General features: G+C 63.5%; 25 protein-coding genes. 12 read left to right on the top strand and 13 right to left on the bottom strand.

Going from position 1 to position 26,155, the window contains the following annotated elements; all coding sequences use genetic code 11:
* Positions 1 to 3: 3 nt before the first annotated feature.
* From ACUYMZ_RS18265 to ACUYMZ_RS18255, 3 genes are all read right to left on the bottom strand, one after another.
* A complete protein-coding gene (locus ACUYMZ_RS18265) occupies positions 4 to 387 on the bottom strand; it encodes a hypothetical protein (protein ID WP_481605091.1) in 384 nt (127 codons plus the stop codon).
* Positions 377 to 1,063, bottom strand: a complete 687-nt coding sequence (locus ACUYMZ_RS18260; RefSeq protein ID WP_481605088.1) for a helix-turn-helix domain-containing protein — start codon at positions 1,061 to 1,063, stop codon at positions 377 to 379. Before ACUYMZ_RS18260 ends, ACUYMZ_RS18265 begins: the two co-directional genes overlap by 11 nt.
* Before the next feature lie 112 nt (positions 1,064 to 1,175).
* Positions 1,176 to 1,766 carry a TetR/AcrR family transcriptional regulator gene (locus ACUYMZ_RS18255; protein ID WP_481605083.1) on the bottom strand — a complete coding sequence of 197 codons (591 nt, stop codon included), beginning with the start codon at positions 1,764 to 1,766 and terminating at the stop codon, positions 1,176 to 1,178.
* A 121-nt stretch (positions 1,767 to 1,887) separates the two neighbouring features.
* Here ACUYMZ_RS18255 and ACUYMZ_RS18250 point away from each other — a divergent pair, with 121 nt between their 5' ends.
* Both ACUYMZ_RS18250 and ACUYMZ_RS18245 read left to right on the top strand, forming a co-directional pair.
* A complete protein-coding gene (locus tag ACUYMZ_RS18250; protein WP_481605080.1) occupies positions 1,888 to 3,852 on the top strand; it encodes a primary-amine oxidase in 1,965 nt (654 codons plus the stop codon).
* A 3-nt stretch (positions 3,853 to 3,855) separates the two neighbouring features.
* Positions 3,856 to 4,299 (top strand): hypothetical protein, encoded by a 444-nt coding sequence (locus ACUYMZ_RS18245; protein ID WP_481605077.1) that lies wholly within the window; start codon positions 3,856 to 3,858, stop codon positions 4,297 to 4,299.
* A gap of 80 nt (positions 4,300 to 4,379) precedes the next feature.
* Here ACUYMZ_RS18245 and ACUYMZ_RS18240 read toward each other — a convergent pair whose 3' ends face one another.
* The 3 genes from ACUYMZ_RS18240 to ACUYMZ_RS18230 all read right to left on the bottom strand — a co-directional run bounded on the left by ACUYMZ_RS18240 (position 4,380) and on the right by ACUYMZ_RS18230 (position 7,438).
* The gene (locus tag ACUYMZ_RS18240) at positions 4,380 to 5,615 is read right to left on the bottom strand and encodes a pyridoxal phosphate-dependent aminotransferase (protein ID WP_481605074.1); all 1,236 of its coding nucleotides are present in this window, start codon (positions 5,613 to 5,615) and stop codon (positions 4,380 to 4,382) included.
* 67 nt (positions 5,616 to 5,682) lie between these two features.
* Positions 5,683 to 6,345, bottom strand: coding sequence for a hypothetical protein (locus ACUYMZ_RS18235; RefSeq protein WP_426004327.1), 663 nt, complete (start codon positions 6,343 to 6,345; stop codon positions 5,683 to 5,685).
* A gap of 115 nt (positions 6,346 to 6,460) precedes the next feature.
* Entirely contained in the window at positions 6,461 to 7,438 is a 978-nt protein-coding gene (locus ACUYMZ_RS18230; RefSeq protein ID WP_481605070.1) for an AraC-like ligand-binding domain-containing protein, read from the bottom strand.
* Between the two features lie 199 nt (positions 7,439 to 7,637).
* Here ACUYMZ_RS18230 and ACUYMZ_RS18225 point away from each other — a divergent pair, with 199 nt between their 5' ends.
* Positions 7,638 to 9,158: a GMC family oxidoreductase gene (locus ACUYMZ_RS18225; RefSeq protein WP_481605067.1), complete on the top strand. Its 1,521-nt coding sequence runs from the start codon at positions 7,638 to 7,640 to the stop codon at positions 9,156 to 9,158.
* Between the two features lie 3 nt (positions 9,159 to 9,161).
* Here the strand turns inward: ACUYMZ_RS18225 and ACUYMZ_RS18220 are convergent, their stop codons facing one another.
* Positions 9,162 to 10,742 carry an alkaline phosphatase D family protein gene (locus ACUYMZ_RS18220; RefSeq protein WP_481605065.1) on the bottom strand — a complete coding sequence of 527 codons (1,581 nt, stop codon included), beginning with the start codon at positions 10,740 to 10,742 and terminating at the stop codon, positions 9,162 to 9,164.
* 232 nt (positions 10,743 to 10,974) lie between these two features.
* Between ACUYMZ_RS18220 and ACUYMZ_RS18215 the strand changes: the two genes are divergently transcribed.
* Positions 10,975 to 11,988, top strand: coding sequence for an Abi family protein (locus ACUYMZ_RS18215; protein ID WP_481605063.1), 1,014 nt, complete (start codon positions 10,975 to 10,977; stop codon positions 11,986 to 11,988).
* A gap of 30 nt (positions 11,989 to 12,018) precedes the next feature.
* Here ACUYMZ_RS18215 and ACUYMZ_RS18210 read toward each other — a convergent pair whose 3' ends face one another.
* Positions 12,019 to 12,951 carry an NAD-dependent epimerase/dehydratase family protein gene (locus ACUYMZ_RS18210; RefSeq protein WP_426004320.1) on the bottom strand — a complete coding sequence of 311 codons (933 nt, stop codon included), beginning with the start codon at positions 12,949 to 12,951 and terminating at the stop codon, positions 12,019 to 12,021.
* Between the two features lie 136 nt (positions 12,952 to 13,087).
* Here ACUYMZ_RS18210 and ACUYMZ_RS18205 point away from each other — a divergent pair, with 136 nt between their 5' ends.
* From ACUYMZ_RS18205 to ACUYMZ_RS18170, 8 genes are all read left to right on the top strand, one after another.
* On the top strand, positions 13,088 to 13,801 hold the full coding sequence (locus ACUYMZ_RS18205) for a TetR/AcrR family transcriptional regulator (protein ID WP_481605062.1): 714 nt from the start codon (positions 13,088 to 13,090) through the stop codon (positions 13,799 to 13,801).
* A 22-nt stretch (positions 13,802 to 13,823) separates the two neighbouring features.
* Complete coding sequence (locus ACUYMZ_RS18200) at positions 13,824 to 14,630, top strand: oxygenase MpaB family protein (RefSeq protein ID WP_481605060.1); 807 nt, start codon at positions 13,824 to 13,826, stop codon at positions 14,628 to 14,630.
* Positions 14,623 to 15,531, top strand: a complete 909-nt coding sequence (locus ACUYMZ_RS18195) for a DUF817 domain-containing protein (protein ID WP_481605058.1) — start codon at positions 14,623 to 14,625, stop codon at positions 15,529 to 15,531. Before ACUYMZ_RS18200 ends, ACUYMZ_RS18195 begins: the two co-directional genes overlap by 8 nt.
* An 865-nt stretch (positions 15,532 to 16,396) precedes the next feature.
* On the top strand, positions 16,397 to 18,265 hold the full coding sequence (gene dnaK / locus ACUYMZ_RS18190; RefSeq protein WP_426004314.1) for a molecular chaperone DnaK: 1,869 nt from the start codon (positions 16,397 to 16,399) through the stop codon (positions 18,263 to 18,265).
* 2 nt (positions 18,266 to 18,267) lie between these two features.
* On the top strand, positions 18,268 to 18,927 hold the full coding sequence (locus ACUYMZ_RS18185; protein WP_426004313.1) for a nucleotide exchange factor GrpE: 660 nt from the start codon (positions 18,268 to 18,270) through the stop codon (positions 18,925 to 18,927).
* A gap of 87 nt (positions 18,928 to 19,014) precedes the next feature.
* Positions 19,015 to 19,986: a DnaJ C-terminal domain-containing protein gene (locus ACUYMZ_RS18180; RefSeq protein ID WP_481605056.1), complete on the top strand. Its 972-nt coding sequence runs from the start codon at positions 19,015 to 19,017 to the stop codon at positions 19,984 to 19,986.
* Between the two features lie 10 nt (positions 19,987 to 19,996).
* The gene (locus ACUYMZ_RS18175) at positions 19,997 to 20,428 is read left to right on the top strand and encodes a heat shock protein transcriptional repressor HspR (RefSeq protein WP_426004311.1); all 432 of its coding nucleotides are present in this window, start codon (positions 19,997 to 19,999) and stop codon (positions 20,426 to 20,428) included.
* 14 nt (positions 20,429 to 20,442) lie between these two features.
* Positions 20,443 to 21,135 (top strand): HAD family hydrolase, encoded by a 693-nt coding sequence (locus tag ACUYMZ_RS18170; protein WP_481605052.1) that lies wholly within the window; start codon positions 20,443 to 20,445, stop codon positions 21,133 to 21,135.
* Positions 21,136 to 21,147: 12 nt separating this feature from the next.
* Here the strand turns inward: ACUYMZ_RS18170 and ACUYMZ_RS18165 are convergent, their stop codons facing one another.
* The 5 genes from ACUYMZ_RS18165 to glpK are packed head-to-tail and all read right to left on the bottom strand — an operon-like array spanning position 21,148 to position 26,130.
* Positions 21,148 to 22,053: a MurR/RpiR family transcriptional regulator gene (locus ACUYMZ_RS18165; RefSeq protein ID WP_426004309.1), complete on the bottom strand. Its 906-nt coding sequence runs from the start codon at positions 22,051 to 22,053 to the stop codon at positions 21,148 to 21,150.
* 15 nt (positions 22,054 to 22,068) lie between these two features.
* Complete coding sequence (locus ACUYMZ_RS18160; RefSeq protein WP_426004307.1) at positions 22,069 to 23,025, bottom strand: phosphoglycerate dehydrogenase; 957 nt, start codon at positions 23,023 to 23,025, stop codon at positions 22,069 to 22,071.
* 5 nt (positions 23,026 to 23,030) lie between these two features.
* Positions 23,031 to 23,639 (bottom strand): glucose-6-phosphate isomerase, encoded by a 609-nt coding sequence (locus ACUYMZ_RS18155; RefSeq protein ID WP_426004306.1) that lies wholly within the window; start codon positions 23,637 to 23,639, stop codon positions 23,031 to 23,033.
* The gene (locus ACUYMZ_RS18150) at positions 23,636 to 24,595 is read right to left on the bottom strand and encodes a shikimate dehydrogenase family protein (protein WP_481605049.1); all 960 of its coding nucleotides are present in this window, start codon (positions 24,593 to 24,595) and stop codon (positions 23,636 to 23,638) included. The genes ACUYMZ_RS18155 and ACUYMZ_RS18150 overlap by 4 nt, the downstream gene beginning before the upstream one ends.
* A 35-nt stretch (positions 24,596 to 24,630) precedes the next feature.
* Positions 24,631 to 26,130, bottom strand: a complete 1,500-nt coding sequence (gene glpK, locus ACUYMZ_RS18145) for a glycerol kinase GlpK (protein WP_426004303.1) — start codon at positions 26,128 to 26,130, stop codon at positions 24,631 to 24,633.
* Between the last annotated feature and the right edge of the window lie 25 nt (positions 26,131 to 26,155).

Genomic DNA, 26,155 nt, shown 5'->3' with positions numbered 1-26,155 from the left:
CAGCTAGTTCAGCGAGATACGCAGACGTTCCACGCCCTCGGCACCCTCCGGCACTTGGTCCATCAGCGATGGTTCGTTGGCCAGGCGACCAAGCATGTTTGCCAAATGGTCCCGTTCGGCAGGCTTGTAAGTGACACCGCGAAGGTCCGCAGCCCGGACGACGGAGGCCAAGGTGAGGAAATCGTCGATGTGTCGTTTACGGATATCGTGGGCCATATCCGCGTCCTTCGTTGCCCGCACGTACGGCGCTTCCCGCTCGACAGCGTGGAGGAAGACGGCTTGGCCTCCGACCAGAACCCAACCCTGCGGCATCGCTCTATGGATTTCGAAGACCGCCTGCCATGCTTCCTGCTGTTCGGAGAGCATCGCGGGAAGTTCAATCGGCACGGACGCTCCTGACGATTTCGCGAGCGGCTTGCTGTTCCCGGACGCCGGGCCTTTCGGCCAAGTCTGCTGCGACGACCAGTGGTGGAAGGTTGTCTGGGACCTGCTCGGCGGCCCGCAGGACGACATTGGGCCTCTTTCCGGGCTTGGGCTCAACCAGGAACCAGTCCCTGACGACGTCCTTGAGTTCGTCGCGTCGCACGTAAGCCTCCACTTCTGAGTTGGCCAGTAGTCCGGACCGTGGGTGAGAGACTCCGGAGAGATGGAGGCGTTTGTCATGGCGAAGTTCCGCTATATCTGCAGGGCTGGAAGAGAACTCGAACCTTTCGGCACGGTTGGCCAGCCAGGCTGCAAGAAGCTCCAGCGAGCCGGGGGAGTCCTCCAAGCGGCTGATGCGTGCCTTGAGGCGATGTCTCTCGACGGGCGACGGTTCCAAGTACCCAGGGCGGGATTGCCGCGGACTGTCGTCCCAGAAGGATGACATAAGCTGCCAGGCGCTTCGTTCGGAAAGCGGACGGCCGGCAGGCTTGCCGGGGCGATATTGGGCGGCGTCGGCTTCCTCAACGATCCAGCGTCCACCGATCCGCTGTCCGCGTATGCGACCGGAGTGAACGAGATGCCGTGCCCGGCTCTCGTTGACATGGAGGCGATTCGCCAACTCGGGGATACTCAGCGCCATTTCATAATCCTAGCGGTGTCGCCACGAATATGTAATGCCTCAGCCTTTTTGGGTTATTACACATTCGTGGCGATTCCGCTATGAATGTGTAATCGAAGGGAGCCGCAGCTGCCTAGGCAGCCAGTAGCGCCAGGTAGTTGTCCAACTGCCCCGCGAGGTCGATCGAGAAATGCTCGGCCGGCGACAGTGCTGCCACAATTTGGGCGCCCAGCATCATGTTGAGCAAGTGATCGGCGACGGCGGCATCCGCGATGGGGGTGGCGATCTCACCTGCTGCCCGGGCTGCGGCCGTGTGGGCTGTGATGGTGGCGTGCCACTGGTTCATCGAGTCGCTGTGCAGGGCCGCCATGTCCGGGTCGTTGAGTGCCTTCTGCCAGAAGGGTATGACGATCCGGGCTTCATTCACCTGCTCCTCGTCCAAGGGGAGCACCTCGGCACAGAAGGCCCGGAGTGCGGGCAGTCCTGACAGCCCTTCGGTGACCAAGGCGATCCGCTGGTTGGTCCGGTTGAACACGTGTCCGAATGCGGACGTAAGCAGCAAGTCCTTGGTAGGGAAGTAGGGCTTCAAGGCCCCGTTGGCGAAGCCTGCCTCTTCGGCGATTTCCCGCATGGTGGCGCCTTCAATGCCCAGTCTGGCGATGATCCGCCAGGTGGCATCAACGAGTTCAAGGCGTCGTTGATCGTGGTCAACAATCTTTGGCACTGAGGGGACTCCCGGGAAATTTTTAGCGGAAAGGTCTTGTGACCCATCTTACGTTTTGGTTATTCTCTACAACTATAGAAAATAAATCCCGACCTTCCAGGGTCCCGGACCAGAGGCAGCCATGACGCCCACAGCAACTGAAACTTCCACCCAATACGGCCTGGCCACCGGTGAAGAGATCACCACGGTGCGGGGCATCCTGCAGGCTGCCGGGCACCTGGGCGACGGTCACCGGATCGCCTATCTGGGGCTCGTGGATCCCTCGCGCGATGCTTCCCCGGAGGTGGACCGCCGGTTCCGCGTCTTCATCCACGACATCTCCGGCGGCGCTCCCACGGATGTTCTCGTTTCCGCCACCCGCGGAGAGATCCTGTCCGCCGTCGAGCTTGATACCAAAGTCTCCGGCGAACTTCCGGTCCTTGAAGAGGAGTTCGAGGTTGTCGAGACGCTCCTGGCCACCGATGAGCGTTGGCTCGCCGCGCTCGCAGCCCGGAACCTGGACGTGGAAAAGGTCCGCGTGGCTCCGCTGTCCGCCGGTGTCTTCGAATACGAAGAGGAGCGTGGCCGGCGTATCCTCCGCGGGCTGGCATTCGTCCAGGACTTCCCCGAGGACAGTGCCTGGGCACACCCCGTCGACGGCCTGGTTGCCTACGTGGACGTGGTCAACAAGGAGGTCACCCAGGTGATCGACCTTGGCGTCATGCCGATCCCCGCTGAGCACGGAAACTACACCGACCCCGAACTGACCGGGCCGCTCCGCGAGACGCAGAAGCCCATCAGCATCACCCAGCCGGAGGGCCCCAGCTTCACGGTCACGGGTGGTAACCACGTGGAGTGGGAAAAGTGGAGCGTGGACGTCGGATTCGATGTCCGCGAAGGAGTTGTCCTCCACAACCTTGCCTTCCAGGACGGGGACCGCAAACGGCAAATCATCAACCGTGCCTCGATCGCCGAAATGGTGGTCCCCTACGGTGACCCTTCGCCCATCCGGTCCTGGCAAAACTACTTCGACACCGGCGAATACCTCGTGGGCCAGTACGCGAACTCCCTGGAACTGGGCTGCGACTGCCTGGGGGACATCACCTACCTCAGCCCCGTGATCAGCGACGCCTTCGGCAACCCCCGAGAGATCCGCAACGGCATCTGCATGCACGAGGAAGACTGGGGCATCCTCTCCAAGCACTCGGACCTGTGGACCGGCATCAACTACACCCGTCGCAACCGCCGCCTGGTGATCTCCTTCTTCACCACCATCGGCAACTACGACTACGGCTTCTACTGGTACCTCTACCTGGACGGCACCATCGAGTTCGAAGCAAAGGCCACCGGAATCGTGTTCACGTCTGCCTTCCCGGAGGGCGGCTCGGACAACATCTCCCAGCTCGCACCGGGCTTGGGTGCGCCCTTCCACCAGCACCTCTTCAGCGCCCGCCTGGACATGGCAATCGATGGCTTCACCAACCGCGTGGAAGAAGAAGACGTGGTCCGCCAGGCCATGGGCGAAGGAAACGAGCGCGGCAACGCGTTCTCCCGCAATCGCGTTCTCCTGGCCAAGGAGTCCGAGGGCGTCCGCGAAGCCGATGCCCGCGCCGGAAGGACCTGGATCATCTCCAACCCTGAATCGAAGAACCGCCTGGGCGAACCCGTCGGCTACAAGCTCCATGCCGAGAACCAGCCCACGCTTTTGGCCGATCCTGCCTCCTCCATAGCGAAGCGGGCAGCCTTCGCCACAAAGGACGTGTGGGTCACGCGCTACGCCGACGAGGAACGCTACCCCACAGGCGACTTCGTGAACCAGCACTCCGGCGGGGCCGGCCTGCCGGCCTATGTTGCCCAGGATCGCGACATCGACGGGCAGGACATCGTTCTCTGGCACACCTTCGGCCTGACCCACTTCCCGCGCGTGGAGGACTGGCCGATCATGCCCGTGGACACCGTTGGCTTCAAGCTGCGTCCAGAGGGCTTCTTCGATCGCAGCCCGGTGCTCGATGTTCCGGCCAACACCTCCGGATCGAGCTGCCACACCGCCGCCCCGGAAACCGGTTCTGAGGCCGGGCACGGCCAAGCCGCCGGGCACTGCCACTAAACCATGGCAATCATCGCTGGACGGGTCCGCACCAGCGGACCCGTCCTCCACCCCCGGTTCTGCGCGGCACTGACGGCTATCTCCTGCGCCGTGCACCTCTGGCTCGCGGCCTCCGGACACCACGAGGCGTGGGTCGGCGTCCTCATGATCGCCCTGGCAGCCGTGTGCGTTCCGTGCACCATCCACATCTGGCGCCACAGCCGCGTCGGAGCCCTCCACCAGGTCACGGGGTCAGCCCTTGCCATGGTTGCCCTGCATGCTGTGCTGCTGCTGGGAGCGGGCGGTGCCGGTCACGCGCACGGCGGCAGGTCGCCGTCGGGCGCTGTTGACGCAACCGGAGCCGCGCAACTGTTGCTGGTGATCGGGCTGGAACTCACGACGGCGTTACTCGCCGCGACGCTGGTAGCCCGGCTACGGCGTCGGGCGGCTGTGCGGGCGCGGTACTGACCCGCACTGAGGGAGATCGCAAACCCAACTGGGTCGCAGTTAAGCGCGTTTTGAGCCCTGAAAACGCGCACAAATGCGACCTAGTTGGGCAGGTCAGTGGGGCGGTTCCGGTATGCCGCCAGGAAGTGCGAGATGCGGCGGACGGCTTCCTCGATGTCCCGGACCGCCGGCAAAATCACGAACCGGAAATGGTCCGGGGTGGGCCAGTTGAAGGCCGTGCCGTGGGAGATAAGGATCTTCTGTTCCTGTAGGAGTTGGAGGACGAACTTCTCATCCGACTCGATGGGGTAGATCTCCGGGTCAAGCCGCGGAAAGAGGTACATAGCTCCGGCAGCCGGCACGCAGGACACCCCGGGAATCGCCGTGAGGAGCTTCCAGGCCAGATCCCGTTGCTCCCGCAAACGCCCACCCGGGGCGATGAGGGCCTCGATGCTTTGGTATCCACCCAGGCAGGTTTGGATTGCGTGCTGCGCGGGGACGTTGGAGCAAAGGCGCAGCGATGCCAGGAGCTCCAAGGATTCCCGGTAAGCGGCCGTTGCAGCCAGGGGACCTGTGACGGCAACCCAACCAGCGCGGTAGCCAGGCATCCGATAGGCCTTCGAGAGTCCGCTGAAAGTCAGCACGCAGATATCGTCGGCTATGGAGGCGGTGTGGATGTGCTGGGCGTCGACGTACCGGATCTTTTCGTAGATCTCGTCGGAGAACAGGACAAGATCATGCTTCCGGGCGAGCGCCGCGAACTGGTCCAGGATGTGGCGTGGGTAGACGGCGCCGGTGGGGTTGTTCGGGTTGATGATGACGATGCCGCGGGTACGTGGAGTGATTCTCGCTTCAACGTCGGCCATGTTCGGCCACCAGTTCTCGTCCTCGTCGCAGAGGTAGTGCACGGCCTTGCCGCCGGTCAGAGTGACGGCTGCGGTCCAGAGCGGATAATCCGGGGCGGGGACCAGGATCTCGTCGCCGTTCTCCATGAAGGCCTGCAAGGTCATGGAGATGAGCTCGCTGACGCCGTTCCCGATGAAAACGTCCTCGACGCCGATGTTCATGAGTCCGCGCGTCTGGTAGTACTGCGAAATGGCGGTCCGTGCCGAGAAGATCCCCTTGGAATCGCTGTACCCCTGTGCGCCGCGGATGTGGTGGATCATGTCCACCACCACGGACTCCGGCGCCTCCAGTCCGAACGGGGCGGTGTCCCCGAGGTTCATCTTGAGGATCCTGTGCCCCTCGGCTTCCATGGCCTTGGCGGCCTGGAGGATGGGGCCACGGAGTTCGTAGCGGACGTTCTGGAGCTTGCTGGAGGACTGCATCGGACGCATGGTTGATCTTTTCATGAGTGATGCCGCTGCGGACACTGCCGGACACAGTGCTACGCCGATTGGGAGGCTAGGTCCAGCGGATGATGACCGGCAAACTGCTGGTGCTGGCGGAAACTTCGCGCTCTGTTCCGCGCACAGCTACAGCGAAATGCTGGAGTTCATCAGGGGATGCCATCACCTCAAAGTGCCCTGTTGCGTCGCTCCGCACGGCCGTGGCCGAGGAGTGCGCGTGGATGTAGGCGTCCGGAATTCCCTTGTTGTGGCTGTCCACCAAGCGGCCGTGGATGCGGCGTGCGGCGCCATTGCTCGCCACCAGTGTCTCCAACGCCGGAGGACCGGACGGCTCGTCGAAGTGCAGGGACACCGGGATTCTCACCAGGAATCCCAGTCCGTCGCGGATGCTTTTCTCGTACTCACCCGGCCGGTATTCACCGCTGGACACGATCGAGTACTGGCTGTGCCGCTCCACAGACAGGAGGAGTTGCTCCATGTTGTCCAGTTGCTCGGGACCGTGGCATTCCACGGCCACCCGGAGCTCCAGGTCAAGGACGGGACCGTCAAGCCGGGACCTTCCCACCCGGCTGAGCGTTACCGCGTGCACGGTGACCGGCGCCTCCGGTGGAGGAACGACGGCGGTGGGGGACCCGTCGTCGAACCTGACCCGCTGGGGAGCCACGGCGTCGGAAAGTATCCCCAAAAGGTCGGTCAACGACGAACGGACGAAGCTCACGGCAGAACCCCAGCTGGACAAAATCCACACTTGCAACTGGAAACAGACTACTCCCGGTTGTGCCGGTAGTCACTGGAAAACGTGGGTAACTCCAGTCGTTGGGATGACCACTGGCCTATCCTGGCCGGTACGAATAACGGTACTCGGACGGTGAGTATCCGAACGCTGATTTGAAGGCCCGGGAGAAGCTCGAGGCATCGGTGAAACCCCAGTGCATGCCCACGACGGACACCGGCCTGGTCTGCAATCGTGGATCCAGCAGGTCCGTGCGGCACTTCTCCAGGCGTTGGCGTCGCAGCCACGCGCTGACAGTGTCGTCCCGCTCTTCGAAAAGTTTCTGGAGGTACCGGACCGAGACGTTGTGGGCGGCAGCGATGTCGCGGACGGACAGCTCCGGGTCGCTGAGCCGGGAGGCGACGAATGCTTCGATCCGCTCCATCAGCGCGAGCCGCTCGTGCGACAACGGCGACGACGGCGGCACGCGCTCGGCGAAGACCGCCGAGATGAGGTTCATCAAGGCATCCGAAACCGAGGCCGCGTCAGTCACGGAACCCTCATGGAGTTGCTTGGCCACGGCGCCCAGGAGCGCCGAAGTCAACGAACCAAGGCCTTGGCGTCCCGAGACGCGGGATGCGGTCAGCGTTGCGATGCTCTTGCGGTTCAGGTGCAGAGCCTCAGGCGGAAACATCACCACCATCATGCGGAAAGCGTCGTCAAAGTAGAGGTCGTAAGGACGGGTGGTGTCGTAAATTGCGAAATCGCCGGGCGTCAGGGCAGCTTCGCGGCCATCCTGCGCCACCACCGAGTAGCCCCGCAGTTGGAGGCCGAGCTTCACCAGGCCGGGATCATTGGCGCTGATTTCGCGGGGTCCCCGGCTGACGTGGCTTGCCGTTCCGGATACTGCGCTGAGGAAGACCGGTCCGACTGTTTGGTTGATGAGGCCGCCGTCGAATTCCTTCACGTCTGCGGCGGCCACTGAAAGCGGGACGAATGCGTCATTGACGGCTTGGTTCCATGCCTCAAAGCGATCGGTCCTGGCGAGGGCCTTGGTGCTGAACTCTTCGCGGGTTTGTTTGGCGATGGCTCCGGACACGTCGAGTCTCCTTCGAATGACGCACGGGGGGGTCAAACCCAGTGTCCCACGGAATCGCCGGTAGGCGTGATCGGCATCACAAGTGTGCAGATGGTGTGCAGGGCTGTGCGTTCCCGGCCAAGGTCTTCCCGGGACGACAGCGAAAGACTCGTGGAGACGAACTCCCTTTCGCAAGCCAACCCTGTTCAAGGAGGAACCCATGGCTGAAACCCAAACCCACGACTATGTGGTGGTCGGCGCAGGCTCGGCCGGCAGCGTGATTGTCCGCCGTTTGCTGGACGCAGGACACAGCGTGCACGTTGTGGAAGCAGGATCAACCGATACCGACCCCAACATCCACAGCCCCCAGGGTTGGCCTGCACTGCTAACCGGGGCCAACGACTGGGCCGTCATGACCACCCCGCAGAAGCATGCCAACAACCGCAGCCTGTACTGGCCCCGCGGCAGGGTCCTGGGCGGCAGCAGCTCGCTCAACGGCATGATCTACATTCGCGGACACAAGAGCGATTACGACTCCTGGGCGGCCAACGGCGCCGAAGGCTGGTCCTGGAATGACGTCCTTCCGCTGTTCAAGAAGTCCGAGGACCACGCCGACGGTGCCAGTGAGTTCCATGGCAAGGGCGGGCCGCTGCACGTGGAACGGATTGCTGAACGCCACCCCGCCGCCCAGGCCTTCGTGGAGGCCGCGAAGGCTGTTGGCCATACGGAAACCGACGACTTCAACGGTATGCAGATGACCGGCGTCGGGTTCAACCACACCACCACCAAGGAAGGGAAACGTGCCAGCGCCTGGCAGAGTTTCGTCGCTCCGGTACTGGACCACCCGAACCTCAAGGTCACCACGGACGCCCTGGTCACCCGGGTGACGGTCGACGGCGGACGCGCGACCGGCGTCGAATACCGGCTTGGTGATGAGGTGCTTCGTGCTGAGGCCGGCGCGGAAGTGATCATCAGCGCAGGAGCCATCGGTTCGCCAAAGATCCTCCTGCTGTCCGGGATCGGGCCGTCCGCCCACCTGCGCGAGGTGGGCCTTGACGCCGTCGTGGATCTGCCCGGCGTTGGCGAAAACCTGCACGACCACCTGCTGGCGGGCAACATCTACGAGGCGAACGGTCCGCTGGTGGCCGGCCGGCACAACCTTCTGGAGAGCCAGCTGTACGCCCACAGTGACCAGACCGACGAGGAAGCGCCGGATCTTCAGCCGCTCTTCCTGCACTTGCCGTATCCCACCGATGGAGGGTCGGCACCCGAACATGGCTACACGATTGCGCCGGGCATCGTGCGCCCAAGGTCGCGGGGAACCCTGCGCCTCGCCTCAGCCGATCCTGCCGCCGCACCCTTGGTGGATCCCAATATCCTGGCCGAGGAGTACGACCTCGAAGCCCTCGTTGACGCCATCATCCTTTGCCGGGAAATCGGGCAGCAGGACGCTTTTGAGCCATTCCGCAAACGCGAGTTCACGCCGTCGGACGCTCTAGTTTCCCGGGATCAGGTGCGCGGGTTCGCCCGGCAGGCCGCCGGGACTTATCACCACCAGGTGGGCACCTGCAAAATGGGCATCGATGATCTGTCCGTCGTTGATCCGCAGCTGCGTGTCCGGGGTGTCGCGGGCTTGCGGGTGGCGGACGCGTCCATCATTCCGTTCGTTCCGAGCGGCAATACGAACGCGCCCGCCATCATGATCGGCGAGAAGGCAGCGGAGCTGATCCTCGGCTCTTAGCCGCTACGCCAGGCCGGGCACTCCGTCATTGATCACGAACGATTTCTTGGTGGAAACCGGGGCGCCCGGCCTGGTCACGTAGTCCAGAACACGGAAATCCGCAGTCAGCTGGTCTTTGGTGATGCGGGTGTTCACGTACCCGCGGTTGTCGTTGTAGAACTTCAGGTGCGGGTTCCAGGCCATGACGGGATCCGTGGTGGAGCCGGAGCCGTCACCGTTGGACGTGATGGACGAGCACACCAGTTCCGAACCCACCACGGGAGAGGACGGGTCCTTGTAGTCCACCTTCAGGTCGGTGGCCCAGTGGCGGTGCACGTCGCCGGTCAGTACGACGGCGTTGCGCACCTTCGCGTCAATCCAGCCCTGGGTGATGCGGCGGCGGGAAGCGGCATAACCGTCCCAGCCGTCCATGGAGACGTCGTCGATCTCGGGCGCCTTGTCGCGGTCCCGCTCCGCGAAGAACACCTGCTGGCCCAGGATGTCCCAGCGCTGGGTGGAGTTCCGGAAACCATCCAGGAGCCACTTTTCCTGTTCGGCTCCGGTGATGGTGCGGTTCTCGTCCAGGCGTCCGGCCACGTTCTTCCGCCAGCCGTCTCCGGCGAGCTGGTCGTCGCGGTACTGCCGGGTGTCCATCATGTGGAAGTTGGCCAGCTGACCCCACTGGATGGTGCGGTAGATCTTCATGTCGAAGCCGGCGGGCAGTTGCGACGGTCGGAGGGGCATGTTCTCGTAGTACGCCTGGAAGGCCGCGGCGCGACGCTGCCGGAAGTGCTCGGTGGTGTCGTTGAGCTGGGTTGGATCGTTGTTCTCCGGGATGTCGTCAGCCCAGTTATTGTCCACTTCGTGGTCATCCCAGACAACCAACCAGGGCGCGATTGCGTGTGCGGCCTGCAGGTCGGTATCAGCCTTGTACTGGGCGTGACGCTGGCGGTACCCCGCCAGGTTGGTGGTCTCGGGGCCTTCGTGGTCGCGGGGATTGCCGCCGCCGATCACATAGCTGTCCTCCTTGTACTCATAGACGTAGTCGCCCAAGTGGAGCACCAGGTCGGGGTGGTCCTCGGCAAGCCGTGAATACGCGGTGAAGTAGCCGTGTTCGTATTGGGCGCAGCTGGCGAAGGCCATCGCCAGAGCGGCGGGCGTTTCACCGGGAGCGGGGCTGGTGAGGGTACGGCCTACCGCACTGAAATGGCGGCCTGTGCGGAAGCGGTAGAAGTACTCGCGTCCGGGCCTGAGGCCCTGGAGCTCCACGTGGACCGAGTGGGCGGATTCGATCCGGGCTGTCTCGACGCCGCGGGCTACTACCCGGCGCATGGCCTGGTCTTCGGCTACCTCCCAGGCGACGGCGACGTTTCGGGAGGGCATGCCGCCCAGACCATCTTCCGCCACGGGGTTCAGGGCCAAACGGGTCCAGATCACGAAGCCGTCGGGCCAAGGCTCGCCGGAGGCGACACCGAGCGTGAAGGGATCGGTGCGGAGACCGGCGTCGTCCGCTGTTGAAACGGCCACGGCGCTGACGGGGACAGCGGCAACCAAACCGGCGCCGAGGCCAGCTGAGATGAGGGATCTGCGGGTGATGTTTTCCATGGAGCTGACGCTAAGGAACCTGTCTTGACACGGCGCGAGGGAGGTGTGAATGCTGGGTGAACTGTGTGACACAGGTTGCTAACTCGTGCCCGCACGGCAGGAGAATGTTGCCGCGCGCTGGCGGGTTACCCTACGTGCGGGCAAATGTGTTAGCTTCAAACCATCAGACATTGCCCCCCTCTGAGCCGCGGCTCAAGGGGGCAATTTTCGTTGTCAAGGACTTGTGGTGGGTTTGGAGTACACGAAGGAATTCAAAGAGCGCGAAGATCTACTTCAGCAGCTTGAAGACCGTGGTCTTGCGGTTCCTGATCGAGCGGCCGCGCTTACTTTCCTCACTCGTGTTGGCTACTTTCGCTCCGGCGCGTACCGGTATGTCTTCCGAGAGTTCCTGCCACCACAGGAGGTCGATTCGAAGCTGCACCAGTACCGCTCGGATGACTATGTGAGTGGTGCGGGCATTGGTGATGTCATGGCTCTGGAGGCGTTCGACTCCCGGCTGATACGGGTCTGTCAGGACGGCCTTTTGGACTTCGAAGTCCGTCTGCGGGCGGCGATCGCCCATACTCTTGCTGCGAAGGATATCGCCGCCCATGCGTCGAGAGAGTTCTTGGACGAACATAGCTGCGATCAACCAAGAGGGCAGCACACGAAGTTCGATGCATGGACCATGACGTGGCAGGATGCGGTGCGGGCGGCTGCGGAAGACGAGGATTTCATCAAGCACCATGTGTTGAAGTACCCGCGTCAGCCTGTGCCGATCTGGGCCGTCACTGAGGTACTAAGCTTCGGAAGCTTGCCCTATCTTTTCGAGTTGATGCAGACGCCGGACGCCCGTGCCGTGGCTCGCATGTTTGGGTTTGCCCACCCCCGGCGGTTCGGAGCGGTGATCCGCACGATGGTCGATTTCCGAAACGTTTGTGCGCATGGTGCCAGGTTATTCAACCGTTCCTTCAAGAGAGCAATCTCCATCGGCGCTCACGACACTGACGGAGTCCTCTTGGCGCATCTCAATGAGCCGGGCTTTACGACTACACCCAAAGGGCACCAGAGACTCTATATCTACGCAGCCGTCCTGGCGTTCATGCTCCGATCCCACACAGCTGGGACCAATTGGCATCTAAGCTTCAAGACGCAAGTCAAGAAGTTCGATACCACCGTCCGAGCTCCGGATGGCTCCGCGCTCCTCTCTCCGGAGGCAAGCATGGGATTCCCTGGGGATTGGCTGAAGCTGGACCTATGGCAATAGTTGCATGGCGTGTGGCGGTCAGTATGTAATTCACGCCACGGTCGGGCGGGTGGAGCCCCACCACGCCATCGTTGCTTCGGCCGCCTCCGGAAGTGGCGTCGGTTTCAGGCCCAGCAACCGCTGGCTTTCCGATGAATCCATGACGAATGGCTTCTCGAACTGGTACAGCATTTCCGCGAGCTCACGCATGGCGGTGGAGAACAGTCCGGCGGACCGCAGGATCCACCCCGGCACTGCGCCCACTTTTGGTGCCTTCACGCCCGCCGCCGCGGCAAAAGCTGCTGCCAGTTCACGCTGGGTCAGGGCAGGTCCAGTGGGCGCGTGAAGCACGCGGTTCCACAGTCCAGGGTTTTGCGCCGCGGCGATCATGGCATCGGCCAGGTCGGGAACATAAGTGAAGGAGTGGAGCTGCCCTGCGCTCCCGATCACTTGGAGGGGCTTTCCTTCAAGAATGGGCGTTACCACCCGTTCACCGCCGTGGGCCATCTTTACCCGTGGCCCGAAGAAGTCGCCGGCAACCACGCTCACGGTGTCAGCCGGGTGCGCCTCACGGGCCTTGAGCAGTTGGGTCCGGACGCCGCGCTTGCCGCCCGTCGCCTCCCGGGGCCCGGCCTCGGTCATGGTGCGATCGGGCTCGCTGTACGAGTACAGGCTTTCAGGAAATACGACGACGGCGCCCGCGACCGCCGCTGCGTCCATCACCACTTGCTCGGCCTGGGGGAGTTCGGCCTGCCACTCCTTTGCCCGATATTTGGACCCGTGGATGCAGTGGAAGACTGCCTCGGCACCGCGCACTGCCTGGCGCAGTTGGGCCGAGTCGGAGGCGTCTGCCCGCATCCGCTCAACCCGCGGGTGCTCCGGTCCGCTGCCCGACCTCGTCAACACGCGAACCTCTCTGCCTTGCGCGGCGAGCTTCTCGGCAATGGTCCAGCCAACGGGTCCTGCTCCTGTGACGACGTACATAGGGTGCTCATTTCGTTTCCGGGAAGATATTCGAGAGCGGTGCTCTCTCAAATCCAGAATGACCCTCGAGTAACGCAAAGTCAAGAGCACTGCTCTCTTTTGTTGCTGTTGCTCTCACGTGTGGCAAGCTGTTCATATGCCAGACAATCCCAAGCCGCAGACTCCCCGGGAACGCGCCCGCGCCCGGACCATCTCCGACATTGTCCGGTTGGGTCGTGAGCACTTGGCGATCCACGGAGCGGCAGCGCTCTCGCTCAGGGCCGTGGCGCGGGATCTCGGCGTCGTCTCCTCCGCCGTATACCGGTACGTCGAGAACCGCGATGAGCTCCTGACCCTCCTCCTTATCGACGCCTACAACGAGTTGGGGGACGAGGTGGATGAGGCGGTCGATGCCGTTGCCCCAAGTGACTTCGCAGCCCGGTTCCACGCCCTCGGCACGGCCGTCCGTTCCTGGGCATTGCGCGAGCCAGCGAGTTACGCATTGCTTTTCGGCAGTCCCGTGCCCGGCTACCAGGCGCCAGGGGAGCGGACCACCATTCCCGGCACGCGCGTCATCGTCCGCCTCGTCGGGATTTTCGATGCCGCCTACCGTGCCGGTGCCCTGACCGCGGAGGTGGGTCCCGCCGTCGTGATTCCACCGGCGCTGGCAAAAGATCTGGCGGGTATCCGCGCAGAGATGGGGCTTGCAGCACCCGATGCGTCGCTCGCGCGGGGCGTGCTGGCCTGGACCTCGCTGTTCGGGGCCGTGAGCTTCGAGGTGTTTGGGCAATACGGCCCGGACACCTTTGCCGCCCGCGATGACCTCTTTGCGCATCAGATGTCTGTGCTGCAGGCAGTCGCGGGCTTGTAAGGGGCGGAAGTAAAGTATTCGGATGGCTCGTGGACTGGCTGACATTGGCGCGGAGAGCGTTTTGCTCGCCGGAGCCGGGCGTGCCATTTTGCTTCAGATCGCCGACCCGAGGGTAGGACACGGCGTAGCCGAGCACAGTGACTTTGCTAAACGTCCACAAGACCGGTTGCGGGCCACTCTGACGTATGTCTACGCGATCGTGTACGGCACCGAGGAACAGATCGCGGCTGTCCGCCGCGCAGTCAACCGGGCGCACGCCCCGGTGCGCAGGACCGCCGGGGCAGGGTCAAGGGGATACAACGCTTTCGACGCCGGGTCGCAGCTTTGGGTGGTGGCCACCCTGTACGACACGGCCGTCACCGTTTGCGAACAAGTCCTGGGCCCGCCCGACGACGACACTGCCGAGCGTATGTACCAGGACTATGCGCGGATCGGGACTGCCCTCCAGCTACCGCCGGACATGTGGCCCGAGAACCGCGCTGCTTTTGCCGAATACTGGAACACACAGCTGGGGTGCCTGCGGCCGGACGACCAGGCCCGCAAGGTGGCCCGCGACCTGCTGTACCCCGCCGGAGGGCCGACTCTCATGCGCCTCCTGATGCCCCTGGCCCGGTTCCTCACAGCCGGGCTCTTGCCGGACCATCTGCGTGAGGGATTCGGACTCGAGTGGGGGCCGGCGCATTCGCGCCGTTACGCACGGACCATGCAACTGCTTGGCCGCCTGTACCCGCGTCTCCCTCGAAAGATAAGGCATTGGCCGAAAGACTATTGCCTCAGCACCCTCGCGGGGGTGCCTGTCCGGGCCCGGAGTGAGGTCCACCATGCGTAATTCGACATCGGTGGAAGAGTCCATTGACCGGCTGGCCCACCGTTTCCTGGACCGTTCGCCCGGCGGCCGCCTGCGGGGCCGGCTTACGGAATTTCTCGTCTTTGGACTCAAGCAGGCCTGGGCGTGTGTTTTCGGCGCACTGTTGCTGGCCGTCATCATGGGGGCGCGGCTTTGGTACCCCTCGGACGCGGGGCTGGCCCGGAACGATTTCCTGACCCTCGCCGCCGTCCTGATCCAGGTACTCATGGTGGTGTTCCGGCTGGAAACCCTGAGGGAGCTCCGGGTGATCGTGCTGTTCCACGTGGTGGGCACGGTGATGGAACTGTTCAAGACGGACGTAGGTTCGTGGGCCTATGAAGCTGAGGGAGTCCTCCGGATCGGGGCGGTTCCGCTGTTCAGCGGCTTCATGTATGCGGCCGTGGGGTCTTACATGGTGCGCGTGTTCCGCCTGTTCGACCTCCGTTTCGACAGGTACCCGCGGCGCTGGGTCACCGCCCTGGTCGCTGCCGCGATCTACGTCAATTTCTTCTCGCACCACTACATCCTCGACTTCCGCTGGGTGCTGCTTGCCGCCGTCGTGATCGTGTACGGACGGTGCGTGATGCATTACCGCGTATTCCGCAAGCGGTTCCGGATGCCCATCCTGGTCGCGTTCCTGTTGGTGGCGCTGTTCATCTGGTTCGCGGAGAACATTGGCACCTGGTCCCGCGCCTGGCTGTACCCGAATCAGCTGGATGGCTGGCAAGCGGTCTCGATCGACAAGCTGCTGGCGTGGTTCCTGCTGATGATCATTTCCGTGGTGCTCGTTGCGTGGGTGTACAAGCCGGAGGGGCCGGGCGCCGTCGACACCTCTGACGACGCGCGAGCCCCCGCGGATGCGGGAGTCACCCGGTCGGAGTGACGCTGGCGCGTGTGTCTCATCGAGGATGACGCGGCGAGTTGCGTGGCCGGCCTGGAGCAGGCTTGACGTCGGGGACTCGGGTCAAATGGAGGGTGGAAGGCTGCGGACATCGCTCCGGGCGACAATCCCGACTCCGGGTTCAGCTGGATATTGTCTGGCTGGCTAATAACCCGAGTCACTCTCGTTTTCCCGGTTACGCTTGAATCATCAGGCATAAGCCTGAGGTGCCGTTAACGAACAATGGACCCGACTGGCATCGGGTCCTTGTTCTGAGCGGTGCGCTCATAGGTGCGGTAAGAGGGTCATATCCTCGAACATCACACTTTGAGTTTATGGCCCTACGCGCGCAGGGCGCAACGTTGTTGTGCCCACAAGCACGTGCGTGCCGTGCCCTGTTCCTCCGGGAGGAGGTGTCCGGCATGGAACCCAAGCGGAAACGCGGAGAACCATGGGGCGCCTGGAACCTGGTGGTCAACATCATCAGACTAGTCGTTGATGTTGCCCGCCTGTTCTGGCACAACATCCCTTAGCGGGGAGCGGCGGCCGCCAGCTTACTTCTGGCGGCCGCCGTCGTCTCCGTCGCTGAACCCAGTCATTTGGCAAAGGCCCCGCGTTCGTTTGCCAGTTCACCGACGGCGAAACCAGCCCCCAAAACCGCGTGATTCCGGGCGTCCTGGCCATCATAAAAGCAAAGTTGAGCGTACTAGACTCAACTTTGGATTGACATCTTTCTGACGCTGAGTACAGTTGAGTGCAGAACGCTCAACTAGCCGATTGTTGAGTGGGTCCCCGACCAGGTAAGCCGCTTCTGCGGAGTGCTGTCCGGGTGCAATCTTCAACATCGGCCATTGAAAGGAAACAAGATATGTCACGTGCAGTAGGTATCGACCTCGGAACCACCAACTCCGTGGTCTCTGTTCTTGAAGGTGGCGAGCCCACCGTCATTGCCAACGCAGAAGGCGGCCGCACCACGCCGTCGGTCGTCGCGTTCTCCAAGTCCGGCGAAGTCCTGGTCGGCGAGATCGCCAAGCGCCAGGCCGTCAACAACATCGACCGCACCATCGCCTCCGTCAAGCGCCACATGGGTACTGACTGGACGGTCGCCATCGATGACAAGAAGTACACGCCGCAGGAAATTTCCGCGCGTATCCTCATGAAGCTTAAGAACGACGCCGAGAGCTACCTGGGCGAAAAGGTCACCGACGCTGTGATCACCGTTCCGGCATACTTCAACGACGCCGAGCGCCAGTCCACCAAGGAAGCCGGCGAAATCGCGGGCCTCAACGTCCTCCGTATTGTCAACGAGCCCACCGCGGCCGCTCTGGCCTACGGCCTGGACAAGGGCAAGGAAGACGAACTCATCCTGGTCTTCGACCTCGGTGGCGGTACCTTCGACGTCTCCCTCCTCGAGGTTGGCAAGGACGAAGACAACTTCTCCACCATCCAGGTCCGCGCGACCGCCGGTGACAACCGCCTGGGCGGCGACGACTGGGACAACCGCGTTGTCGAGTGGCTCCTGGGCCAGCTTAAGGTCAAGGGCATCGACCTCTCCAAGGACAAGATCGCCCTCCAGCGCCTCCGTGAAGCTGCTGAGCAGGCCAAGAAGGAACTGTCCTCCTCCACCAGCACCAACATCTCCCTCCAGTACCTGTCCGTCACCCCCGACGGCCCGGTCCACCTGGACGAGCAGTTGACCCGTGCCAAGTTCCAGGACCTCACCAAGGACCTCCTGGACCGCACCAAGAAGCCGTTCCACGACGTCATTGCTGAGGCCGGAATCAAGGTCTCCGACATCGACCACATCGTCCTCGTCGGTGGTTCCACCCGTATGCCTGCCGTCTCCGAGCTCGTCAAGGAACTCGCCGGTGGCAAGGAACCCAACAAGGGCGTCAACCCGGATGAAGTTGTGGCCGTTGGTGCCGCACTCCAGGCCGGTGTCCTGAAGGGCGAGCGCAAGGACGTCCTGCTCATCGACGTCACGCCGCTGTCCCTCGGCATCGAAACCAAGGGTGGCGTCATGACCCACCTGATCGAGCGCAACACCGCCATCCCCACCAAGCGTTCGGAAACCTTCACCACCGCTGATGACAACCAGCCGTCCGTAGCCATCCAGGTCTTCCAGGGCGAGCGTGAATTCACCCGCGACAACAAGCCGCTGGGCACGTTCGAGTTGACCGGTATTGCTCCCGCCCCGCGTGGCGTGCCGCAGATCGAGGTCACCTTCGACATCGACGCCAACGGCATCGTCCACGTATCCGCCAAGGACAAGGGCACCGGCAAGGAACAGTCCATGACCATCACCGGTGGCACGGCACTGTCCAAGGAAGACATCGACCGCATGGTCCGCGAAGCCGAAGAGCACGCCGCCGAGGACAAGGCCCGCCGCGAAGCTACGGATACCCGCAACTCCGCAGAGCAGCTCGCCTACTCGGTGGAGAAGCTGATCTCCGAGAACGAGGACAAGCTGCCGGAAGAGGTCAAGACCGAGGTGAAGGCCGACGTCGACGCCCTCAAGTCCGCCCTGGAGGGCACCGACGACGCCGCCGTGAAGACTGCGTTTGAGAAGCTGCAGGCTTCCCAGACCAAGCTCGGCGAAGCCATCTACGCCCAGGCGTCCGCTGCGGACGCTCCGGGTGCCGGTGCTGAAGGCGCTCCCGCAGGTGGCGCTGGTGACAAGGCCGACGAGGACATCGTCGACGCCGAAATCATCGACGAAGACGAAGCGAAGAAGTAGCCATGCCTCATCACGGCAACGAAGAAGAGCACTCCGAAGGCAACGAGCAGCGCAAGCCCGTCATCCGGGACAACCGCAAGGTTGACCCGGAGACCGGGGCCGCGCGGCACCCTCATGGTGAATCCGCGGATGCAGCTGAAAGCGACGCCGCTCCCACCGAGGGCGACGCCCTTTCCCAGGCTGAGGAAATCCTCAACGGGGTGGAGGTTCCGGCTGAAGAGTCGGTAGCGTCCGGTGCAGCGGCCGAGGCCCAGGCAACGGAGCTCCGCAACGATCTCCTCCGCCTGCAGGCTGAGTACGTCAACTACCGCAAGCGCGTGGAACGTGACCGTGCCGTAGCAGGAGAAATGGCCGTCATCGGCGTCCTGAACTCGCTGCTTCCGGTGCTGGACGACGTCGACGCTGCACGCCAGCATGGTGACCTCGAGGACGGACCCTTCGCCGCCATCGCCACCAAGCTGGAGAACGCGCTGAAGACGTACGGACTCGAGCGCATCTCGGAAACGGGTGTGGAATTCGACCCCACCATTCACGAGGCACTCATCCAGCAGCCCGGCGAGGACATCGAGGTAGACACCGTCAGCCAGGTGCTGCGCTCCGGATACCGCTCAGGCGAGCGTGTCCTGCGGGCAGCCCAGGTGATTGTGGCTGTACCCGCGTAACAACTCATCGAGATGGCAGTTCGTGACAGTGTTTGAAGAGAACATTGGGACGAACTGCCATCTCGTTACCAACGAAAGGAAACGCTCTTGGCCAGCCAGGACTGGGTTGAAAAGGATTTTTACGCGATCCTTGGTATCGCCAAGGACGCCTCCGACGCTGATATCAAAAAGGCTTACCGCAAGCTTGCCCGGCAGTACCACCCGGATACGAATGCCGGTGATGCTGCTGCGGAGAAGCGGTTCAAAGACATTTCCGAGGCCTACTCGGTGCTGTCGAGTCCTGAGGACCGGCAGCAGTACGACGCCATCCGCGCCATGGGTGGCGCCCGGTTCGCCCCTGGCGCGGGTGGACGCAGCGGTGCCGGCGCCAACGGCGGGTTCGAGGATCTGTTTGGTGGCCTGTTCGGTGGCGGTGCGCGCCAGCCGCAGGGCGCTGGGGGCATCCCGCCGGAGTTCGCTGACCTGTTCGGCGGGGGATTCGGTGGAGGCCCGACTGGTTTTCAGCGGGCGCCGCAGAAAGGGTCCGACCGCACGGCCACCACGTCCATTTCGTTCGCCGGCTCCATCAAGGGCACCACGGTGAGCCTGCGCGAAAGCAACGGCAACGTGATCGACGTCAAGATTCCCGCGGGCATCAAGGACGGCCAGAAGGTTCGTCAGCGCGGCAAGGGCAACGTTGGCCCGGCCGGCAACGGCGACCTCATCATCACTGTCAACGTGAAGCCCCACGACTTCTTCCAGCGGGACGGTGACAACATCCGCGTCCACGTGCCTGTCACGTTCGCGGAGGCGGCGCTGGGCGCCACCATCGAAGTTCCAACGCTCGACGGCGACACCGTCAAGTTGCGTGTCCCGGCGGGCACACCCGCTGGCCGCACCCTGAGGGTCAAAGGCCGTGGCGTGAAGACATCGAAGGCGACCGGTGACCTTCTCGTGACGATCGACGTCGCCGTTCCCCAGAACCTGAGCAAGGAAGCGGAAGAGGCCGTCAAGGCGTTCGCTGCCGCCACCTCGGACGCGAACCCGCGTCAGGATCTGGCCGCGAAGGCCCGGCTGTAAGGAGGCGGTCATGGCAATCGACGTCAACCAGCCGATCTTTGTCATCTCCGTCGCCGCGGAGCTTGCCGACATGCATCCGCAGACGTTGCGCCAGTACGACCGCCTGGGCATCGTCTCGCCCAGCCGCGCCCCCGGCAAGTCCCGCCGCTATTCCCAGCATGACGTGGACAAACTGCGGGAGGTCCAGCGCCTCTCGCAGTCGGGGGTGTCCTTGGAGGGCATCAAACGCATTATGGAGCTCGAGAACCAAGTGGCGGCCTTGCAGTTCAAGGTTGCCGAACTGACTGAGGAGCTTTCACGGCGCAGGACCCCCTTGGATGCACGGATTTTCGCAGCTGGTGCTGCCGGTGACGTGGTCAGCCTTGCCCGCGGGCAGCGGCCGCGCCCCCGCTCGCAGGCCGTGGTGGTGTGGCGTCCGCGGTCGGGGGAGGGCCAACGATGAATCCCTATGCCGGGATGCCAACTCACCGTGACCAATTCTTTTCCACCTTCCTTGAGACATTCGGTTCCTGGCGTCCGGATGCCGTGATCTTCGATTGCGACGGCCTCCTGATGGACACCGAATCGCTGTGGACCCGCACACAGGAAATGGTGTGTGACCAACTCGGTATAGCCTTGGACAGGGAGCTGCGCCATCAATTGGTTGGTCTCCCTGCCAGCCGCATTGGGCCCCTCATGGCCCAGCGGGCGGGTGCCGAGCCGGCCTCTGTCATCAAGCAGCTGTTGGATGTCAATGAGCTCCTGGTGCTGGAGTCGGGTCGCCCCATGCCCGGGGCCCGCGAAATCGTGGAGGCGATGGGGGCGAAGGTACCGCTGGCAGTCGCGAGCAACTCGGCCCGTCGCATCCTGGACGTGGCCATCTCCCGCAGTGGCTTCGAATCACAGTTCACGGCCACTGTTTCGGCTGAAGAGGTGGCGCAACCCAAGCCGGCCCCGGATGTCTACCTGGCCGCAGCGGAGGCGTTGGGTGCAGCCCCGGGGAAATGCGTCGCCTTCGAGGATTCCGAGGCCGGCGCCAAGGCCGCGGTGGCCGCAGGCATGAAAGTCATCGCCGTCCCACACATGGCAAGCCAGGAGCCGCTGGCCCATGCCTTTTGCGGATCCCTGGAATCGCGGGATCTGCTGGCTTGGGTAGCGGCTTGGAAGTAGGTGCCGAGGGAGCTACGAACTCCGGCGCGATTGCCGGATGCTGCTCTGGTAGGTGTCCTTAAGGTTCTTGACGGTCGCGTCATAGTGCCTTGTGGCGTAGGCGGCGTAGAGGATGTCGATGACCAGCAGCTGCCCCCATTTACTGGTGACCGACTCCCCGTAGAGTTCTCCGCCGCTCGGGGCCGTAGCCGTGAACAGTGCGATATCGGCGTGCTCCAACAGGGGAGAGCCTTCGGCGCCAGTGATGGCCAGGGTTGCCGCCCCACGTTGTTGGGCCAGATGGAGCGCTTCGATGATGGGCGTGCTTTGCCCCGAATCGCTGATACCAATCAAGAGATCACCCGGGGCAAGGATGGTCGCGAGCATGACCTGGATAGTGGTGTCCCGGTAGAGCATGCATTTCTTGCCTGCGCGGGTGAAGCGCATCACGGCCTCTTCGGCGGCGATGCTGGAGGACCCCATGCAGCAGAACACCAAGGTGTTGGCGGCGTCGATCATGTCTACGGCGCGCTGGATGGCTTCCACGTCCTGGCGCTGTCCCGTACGCCTCAGTGACTGGATGCTGCTGCGTTCAACCTTGCCGACGATGTCCTCGGGGGTGTCACCGCGGTTGACGCCCTCGTACACAACGTCCGACGCCGCAGGCTGCTCCTGGGTGGCAGCCTTGGATATGAAGGCCGCTTCGGCCAAACCCAGCAGCAGGGACTTGTAACCGTCCACGCCCAGCTCGCGCACGAAGCGCGAGACGGTCGATTCGCCAACGCCAGCGGCCAGCGCCAGTTCGGTGATGGTCATGGCCTGCGCGCGTTCGGGTGATTTCAGGACAGCTTCCGCCACAAGACGGAGCGACGGCGGAAGGTAAGGCAGCCGCGCCGAAATCCGGTGCAGCAGTCCGCCGTCGGTAAAGGTCTCCGTCATGTGGCAGTCTCCGGTCTAGTGCTGGTTGGCCAGGGCCTGAAGCAGGTTGTCCACGGCAGCCCAGGTGGCCCGGTCAACGCTTTCCCCAGTGTATCCACCGATGTGCGGGGTCGCGATGACATTCGGGTGCCCCACCAGGGGAGTGCGGCCGGGAGGCTCGGTTTCGAAAACATCGGTGGCGAGGAACGCCACGGCTCCCGATTCCAGGGCGGCCAGAACTGAATCATCATCCACCAGGGAAGCCCGGGCTGTGTTGATGATCCCTGCCCCGCGTTTGAGCAAGCCGATAGTGGCCTTCCCTATAACCGGCTCCGCCGACGGCGGCATGTGGAGGGAAACTACGTCGGAGGTTCGCAGGACGTCGTCCAGCGAACCCCAGGCGAATTCCTCCGAAGGTCGGAAGGACTCCAACGGGTAGGCGTCGAAAGCCAGCACTTTCATCCCAAGCCCCAGCGCCATCAGGGCCACCCGCCGTCCGATCTGGCCGCAGCCGAGCAGGCCGAGCGTTAGCCCCGACACTTCCCGGCCAGGGCGTCGCGCCCACTGCCCGGACTTCAGTTGACCGTCATGCCACGGGATGCCTCGCACCGCAGACATCATGAGGGCGATGGTCAGTTCCGCGACACCCTGGGAATTGGCACCGGGCGCGGTCAGAACGCTGATGCCTTGCCGTTTGGCGGCGTCGACGTCGATCGAATCGATCCCCACTCCGTTGCGGGAGATTGCCTTCAGCTCAGGGAATTCGGACAGGAATGAGCCGCTCAGGCGTTCCGTCCCGGCGATATAGCCCACGCAACCGCGCAACGCGCTGCGCAGCTGCTGTTCGTTGGGGACGGCACCCGGGGCGGGATACACGACGTCGTATCCCGCCTTTTCGAGCTGCCGCAAGGCGGGGTGCCCCCCGTCCGAAATGGAACGGGGGGTCACCGCAATCCGGCGAGGGCCGCCGTCGTGCGTTACGTTCGGCGACATGGCACTCAGGCCTGCCAGCGCGGGTTGTCGATGAACTCAGGCTTGCCGTCCCGCTCGACGCACAATTTGCGGAAGCCTTTGGTCTCGATGGTCCCGTAGTCGTGGCCGGCGTGGCCCGGGAAGGCGAAGAAGGTCACCAGCGGCTCCGTGGCCGAAACGTTGATGCTCCGATGGGCGTAGCGGCGCGGAACGTAGACTGCCTGTCCTGGCGTGAATTCCGCGGCCTGCCAGTCGCCCTCGGGGTTCTCCATCAGCATGTAGCCATGGCCGCTCAGGCAGTAGTAGATCTCCGCGGTGTCCAAGACCTCGTGGAAGTGGCCCTTGGTCATGTAGTACTCATCACCCACCTTGCCCGGGTAGGTGATGCTGGTTCCGTAGGCCACGTCACCGGACGTGGACGGAACGCCCATGTCGAAGAATTCATAGACCAGGACGTCGTCCTCGGCCACCTGTGCGGCAGCGGCGGCTTGGTCCGCGTACATGTTGGCCATGGCTGAGAGCCGGCGTTGCAGCGGTGCCTTCGCGGTGGACAGCCCGGTCTTGACGTCGAAGTCTGTCAATACTGCCTGGACGGTCGTCTCAGCTGCAGTTGTCTTGGCGGCGGTGGTGCTCATGAGGAAATCTCCTTCTTGGAAACGTTCAGTGCGATGTCGGACAAGCGGTCGAAGACCGGTCCGCGGGTTGGAATGTCGATGGCGAAGACGTCGGCGATCACGCGCGTCCACCCGTGGAGGAAGTAGACCCAGCCGTCTTCTACCCGGACGTTCAGGCTGGGTTGTTGGGCGTTGGCCTGGTCCAGGAACACGAGCTCGCCCCGGTAGTTGAAGTCCCAGGCAACGGCGTCCTGGGGGAAGACCACTTTGTCCGTGAGCGGTGAGCCCGGCCGGTCTTTCCCCAAGCCAGTGGCATTGATGATCACTGAGCCGGGTGGAGCGGCGGAAACCACGGCGTCGTTCTCCGCAGCGTCTGCCACCTGGACGTAGCTGATGGGCAGGTTGCTGCCGAGCTTGGCATGCATCGACCGCATTTCCTCCAATCGGCTGGCCCGGCGGTTGGTCACCGTGATCTTGGCCGGTACCGGGAATCCTGCGCCTGCGCGTTTGTGCAGGTAGTACGTCAGGGCCAGGGATGAACCACCGGCCCCCAGCAACACCAGCTCGGCCCCGCTGTCCTGCCAGTAGTCATCAGGAACAATCGCTTCCAGGGACAGCCCGCTGGTGACGGCGTCCATGGCGTTGCCCCACAGCTTCCCGTCCTTCTTGGAGATGCTGCTGATCTCGTGCAGCACCTGTGCATCCTCACCGAAGCCGTCGAAGTGTTCCTTTGCTGCGCTGACGATGTCCAGCTTGTGGGTGGTGACCAGCGCGCCGAGCGACAGGGGATCAGTTTTGAGGAACCGGACAACGTCCTGGTAGTCGGGCGCCGGTGCGCCCGGAGGGAGGTCGATTCCCTTCAGGACTGCGGACAGTCCCAGTTCCTCGGCCCATGCCGGGAAGACGCGCATGATGGATGATTGCTTGGTGGTGACCCCCACGAAGTACATGGTGGGTTCAGTGGCGGGCAACAACATAGTGGTGCTCTCCTCGATGTGCAGTGGTCAATGGTCTAGTGCTCTTCCCAGTCGGAGGCACGGGCTACGGCGCGCTGCCAGCCGGAGTACAACTTCTGCCGCTTCTCCTCCGCCATGTCCGGAATGAATTCCCGGTCCAGCGCAAAGGTCTCGCGGAGTTGGTCCTGGCTGTGCCATATTCCGCACGCCAACCCGGCCAGGAGGGCGGCGCCCCGCGCGGTGGATTCCACCTGCCGGGGGCGGAGCACACGGACGTTGAGCATGTCCGCCTGGAACTGCATCAGGAAGTTGTTGCGGACGGCCCCTCCGTCCACCCGGATTTCGGAGACCGGGATGCCCGCATCCGTCTCCATGCAGTTGATGACGTCCTTGATCTGGAACGCGATGGACTCCAGGGTTGCCCGGATGATGTGGTTCCGGCTGGATCCCCGCGTGAGGCCCAGGATCGCGCCACGGGCATAGGGATCCCAATATGGCGCGGCCATTCCCGTGAACGCCGGAACAACGTAGACCCCGCCGGAGTCCTCCACGCGCATGGCGGCATACTCGCTGTCCGCCGAGTCATAGATGACGCGCAGCTCATCACGCAACCACTGGATCGAGGCAGCAGCCACAAAGATCAGGCCTTCCAGGGCGTACTCAACCTTCCCGTTCAAACCCCAGGCGATGGTGGTGAGCATCCCGTTGGTTGAGCTGACGGGCGCGTCCCCGGTGTGCATCACCAGGCTGGCTCCTGTCCCGTAGGTGGCTTTGACCATGCCACGGTCAAAGCAGGCCTGGCCGAACAGGGCTGCCTGCTGGTCACCCACGGCCGAAGCCACGGGAATGCGGGCCCCCGCGAAGATCGCATCGCAGGTGTGGCCGTAGACTTCGCTGCTGGGCCGGACCTGGGGGAGCAGCATCCGTGGAACCCCCAGTTCGTCCAACAGTTTGTCGTCCCAGTCCAGGGTGTTGATGTTGAAGAGCATGGTCCGTGCGGCGTTGGAGTAGTCCGTCACGTGGGCCTTGCCCCCGGTGAGGTTCCAGATCAGCCAGCTGTCCACGGTGCCGAAGCACAGTTCTCCGGCCTCGGCGCGCGCCCGGGCGCCGGGAACGTTGTCCAGGATCCAGGCGATCTTGGTTCCGGAGAAGTAGGCGTCCACCACCAGGCCGGTGGTGGTCCGGACGTACTCTTCAAAGCCTTTCTCCTTCAGCTCATCGCACAGCCCAGCCGTGCGCCGGTCTTGCCACACGATGGCGTTCATGATGGGCTTGCCGGTGCTTCGGTCCCAGATCACGGTGGTTTCGCGTTGGTTGGTGACACCGATTGCGCCGATGTCCCGCGGATCGATGCCCGCTGCCTCCGTCGCCCGCCGGGCTACGGCCAATTGGGTGTTCCAGATCTCGATGGGATCGTGCTCCACCCAGCCGGGCTTGGGATAGATCTGGGTGAACTCCTGGCTGGCTTCACCCACGATTTCAAGGTCCTGGCTGTAGAGGATTGACCTGATTCCGGTGGTGCCGGAGTCCAGTGCCATGATGTACTTCGTCGTCATCAGATGTCCGTTTCTGCGTGCGCGG

It is taken from the genome of Arthrobacter sp. T572 (assembly GCF_056780115.1).
The sequence above is the reverse complement of the archived record's forward strand: the minus strand, read 5'-3'. Positions and strand labels throughout refer to the sequence as shown.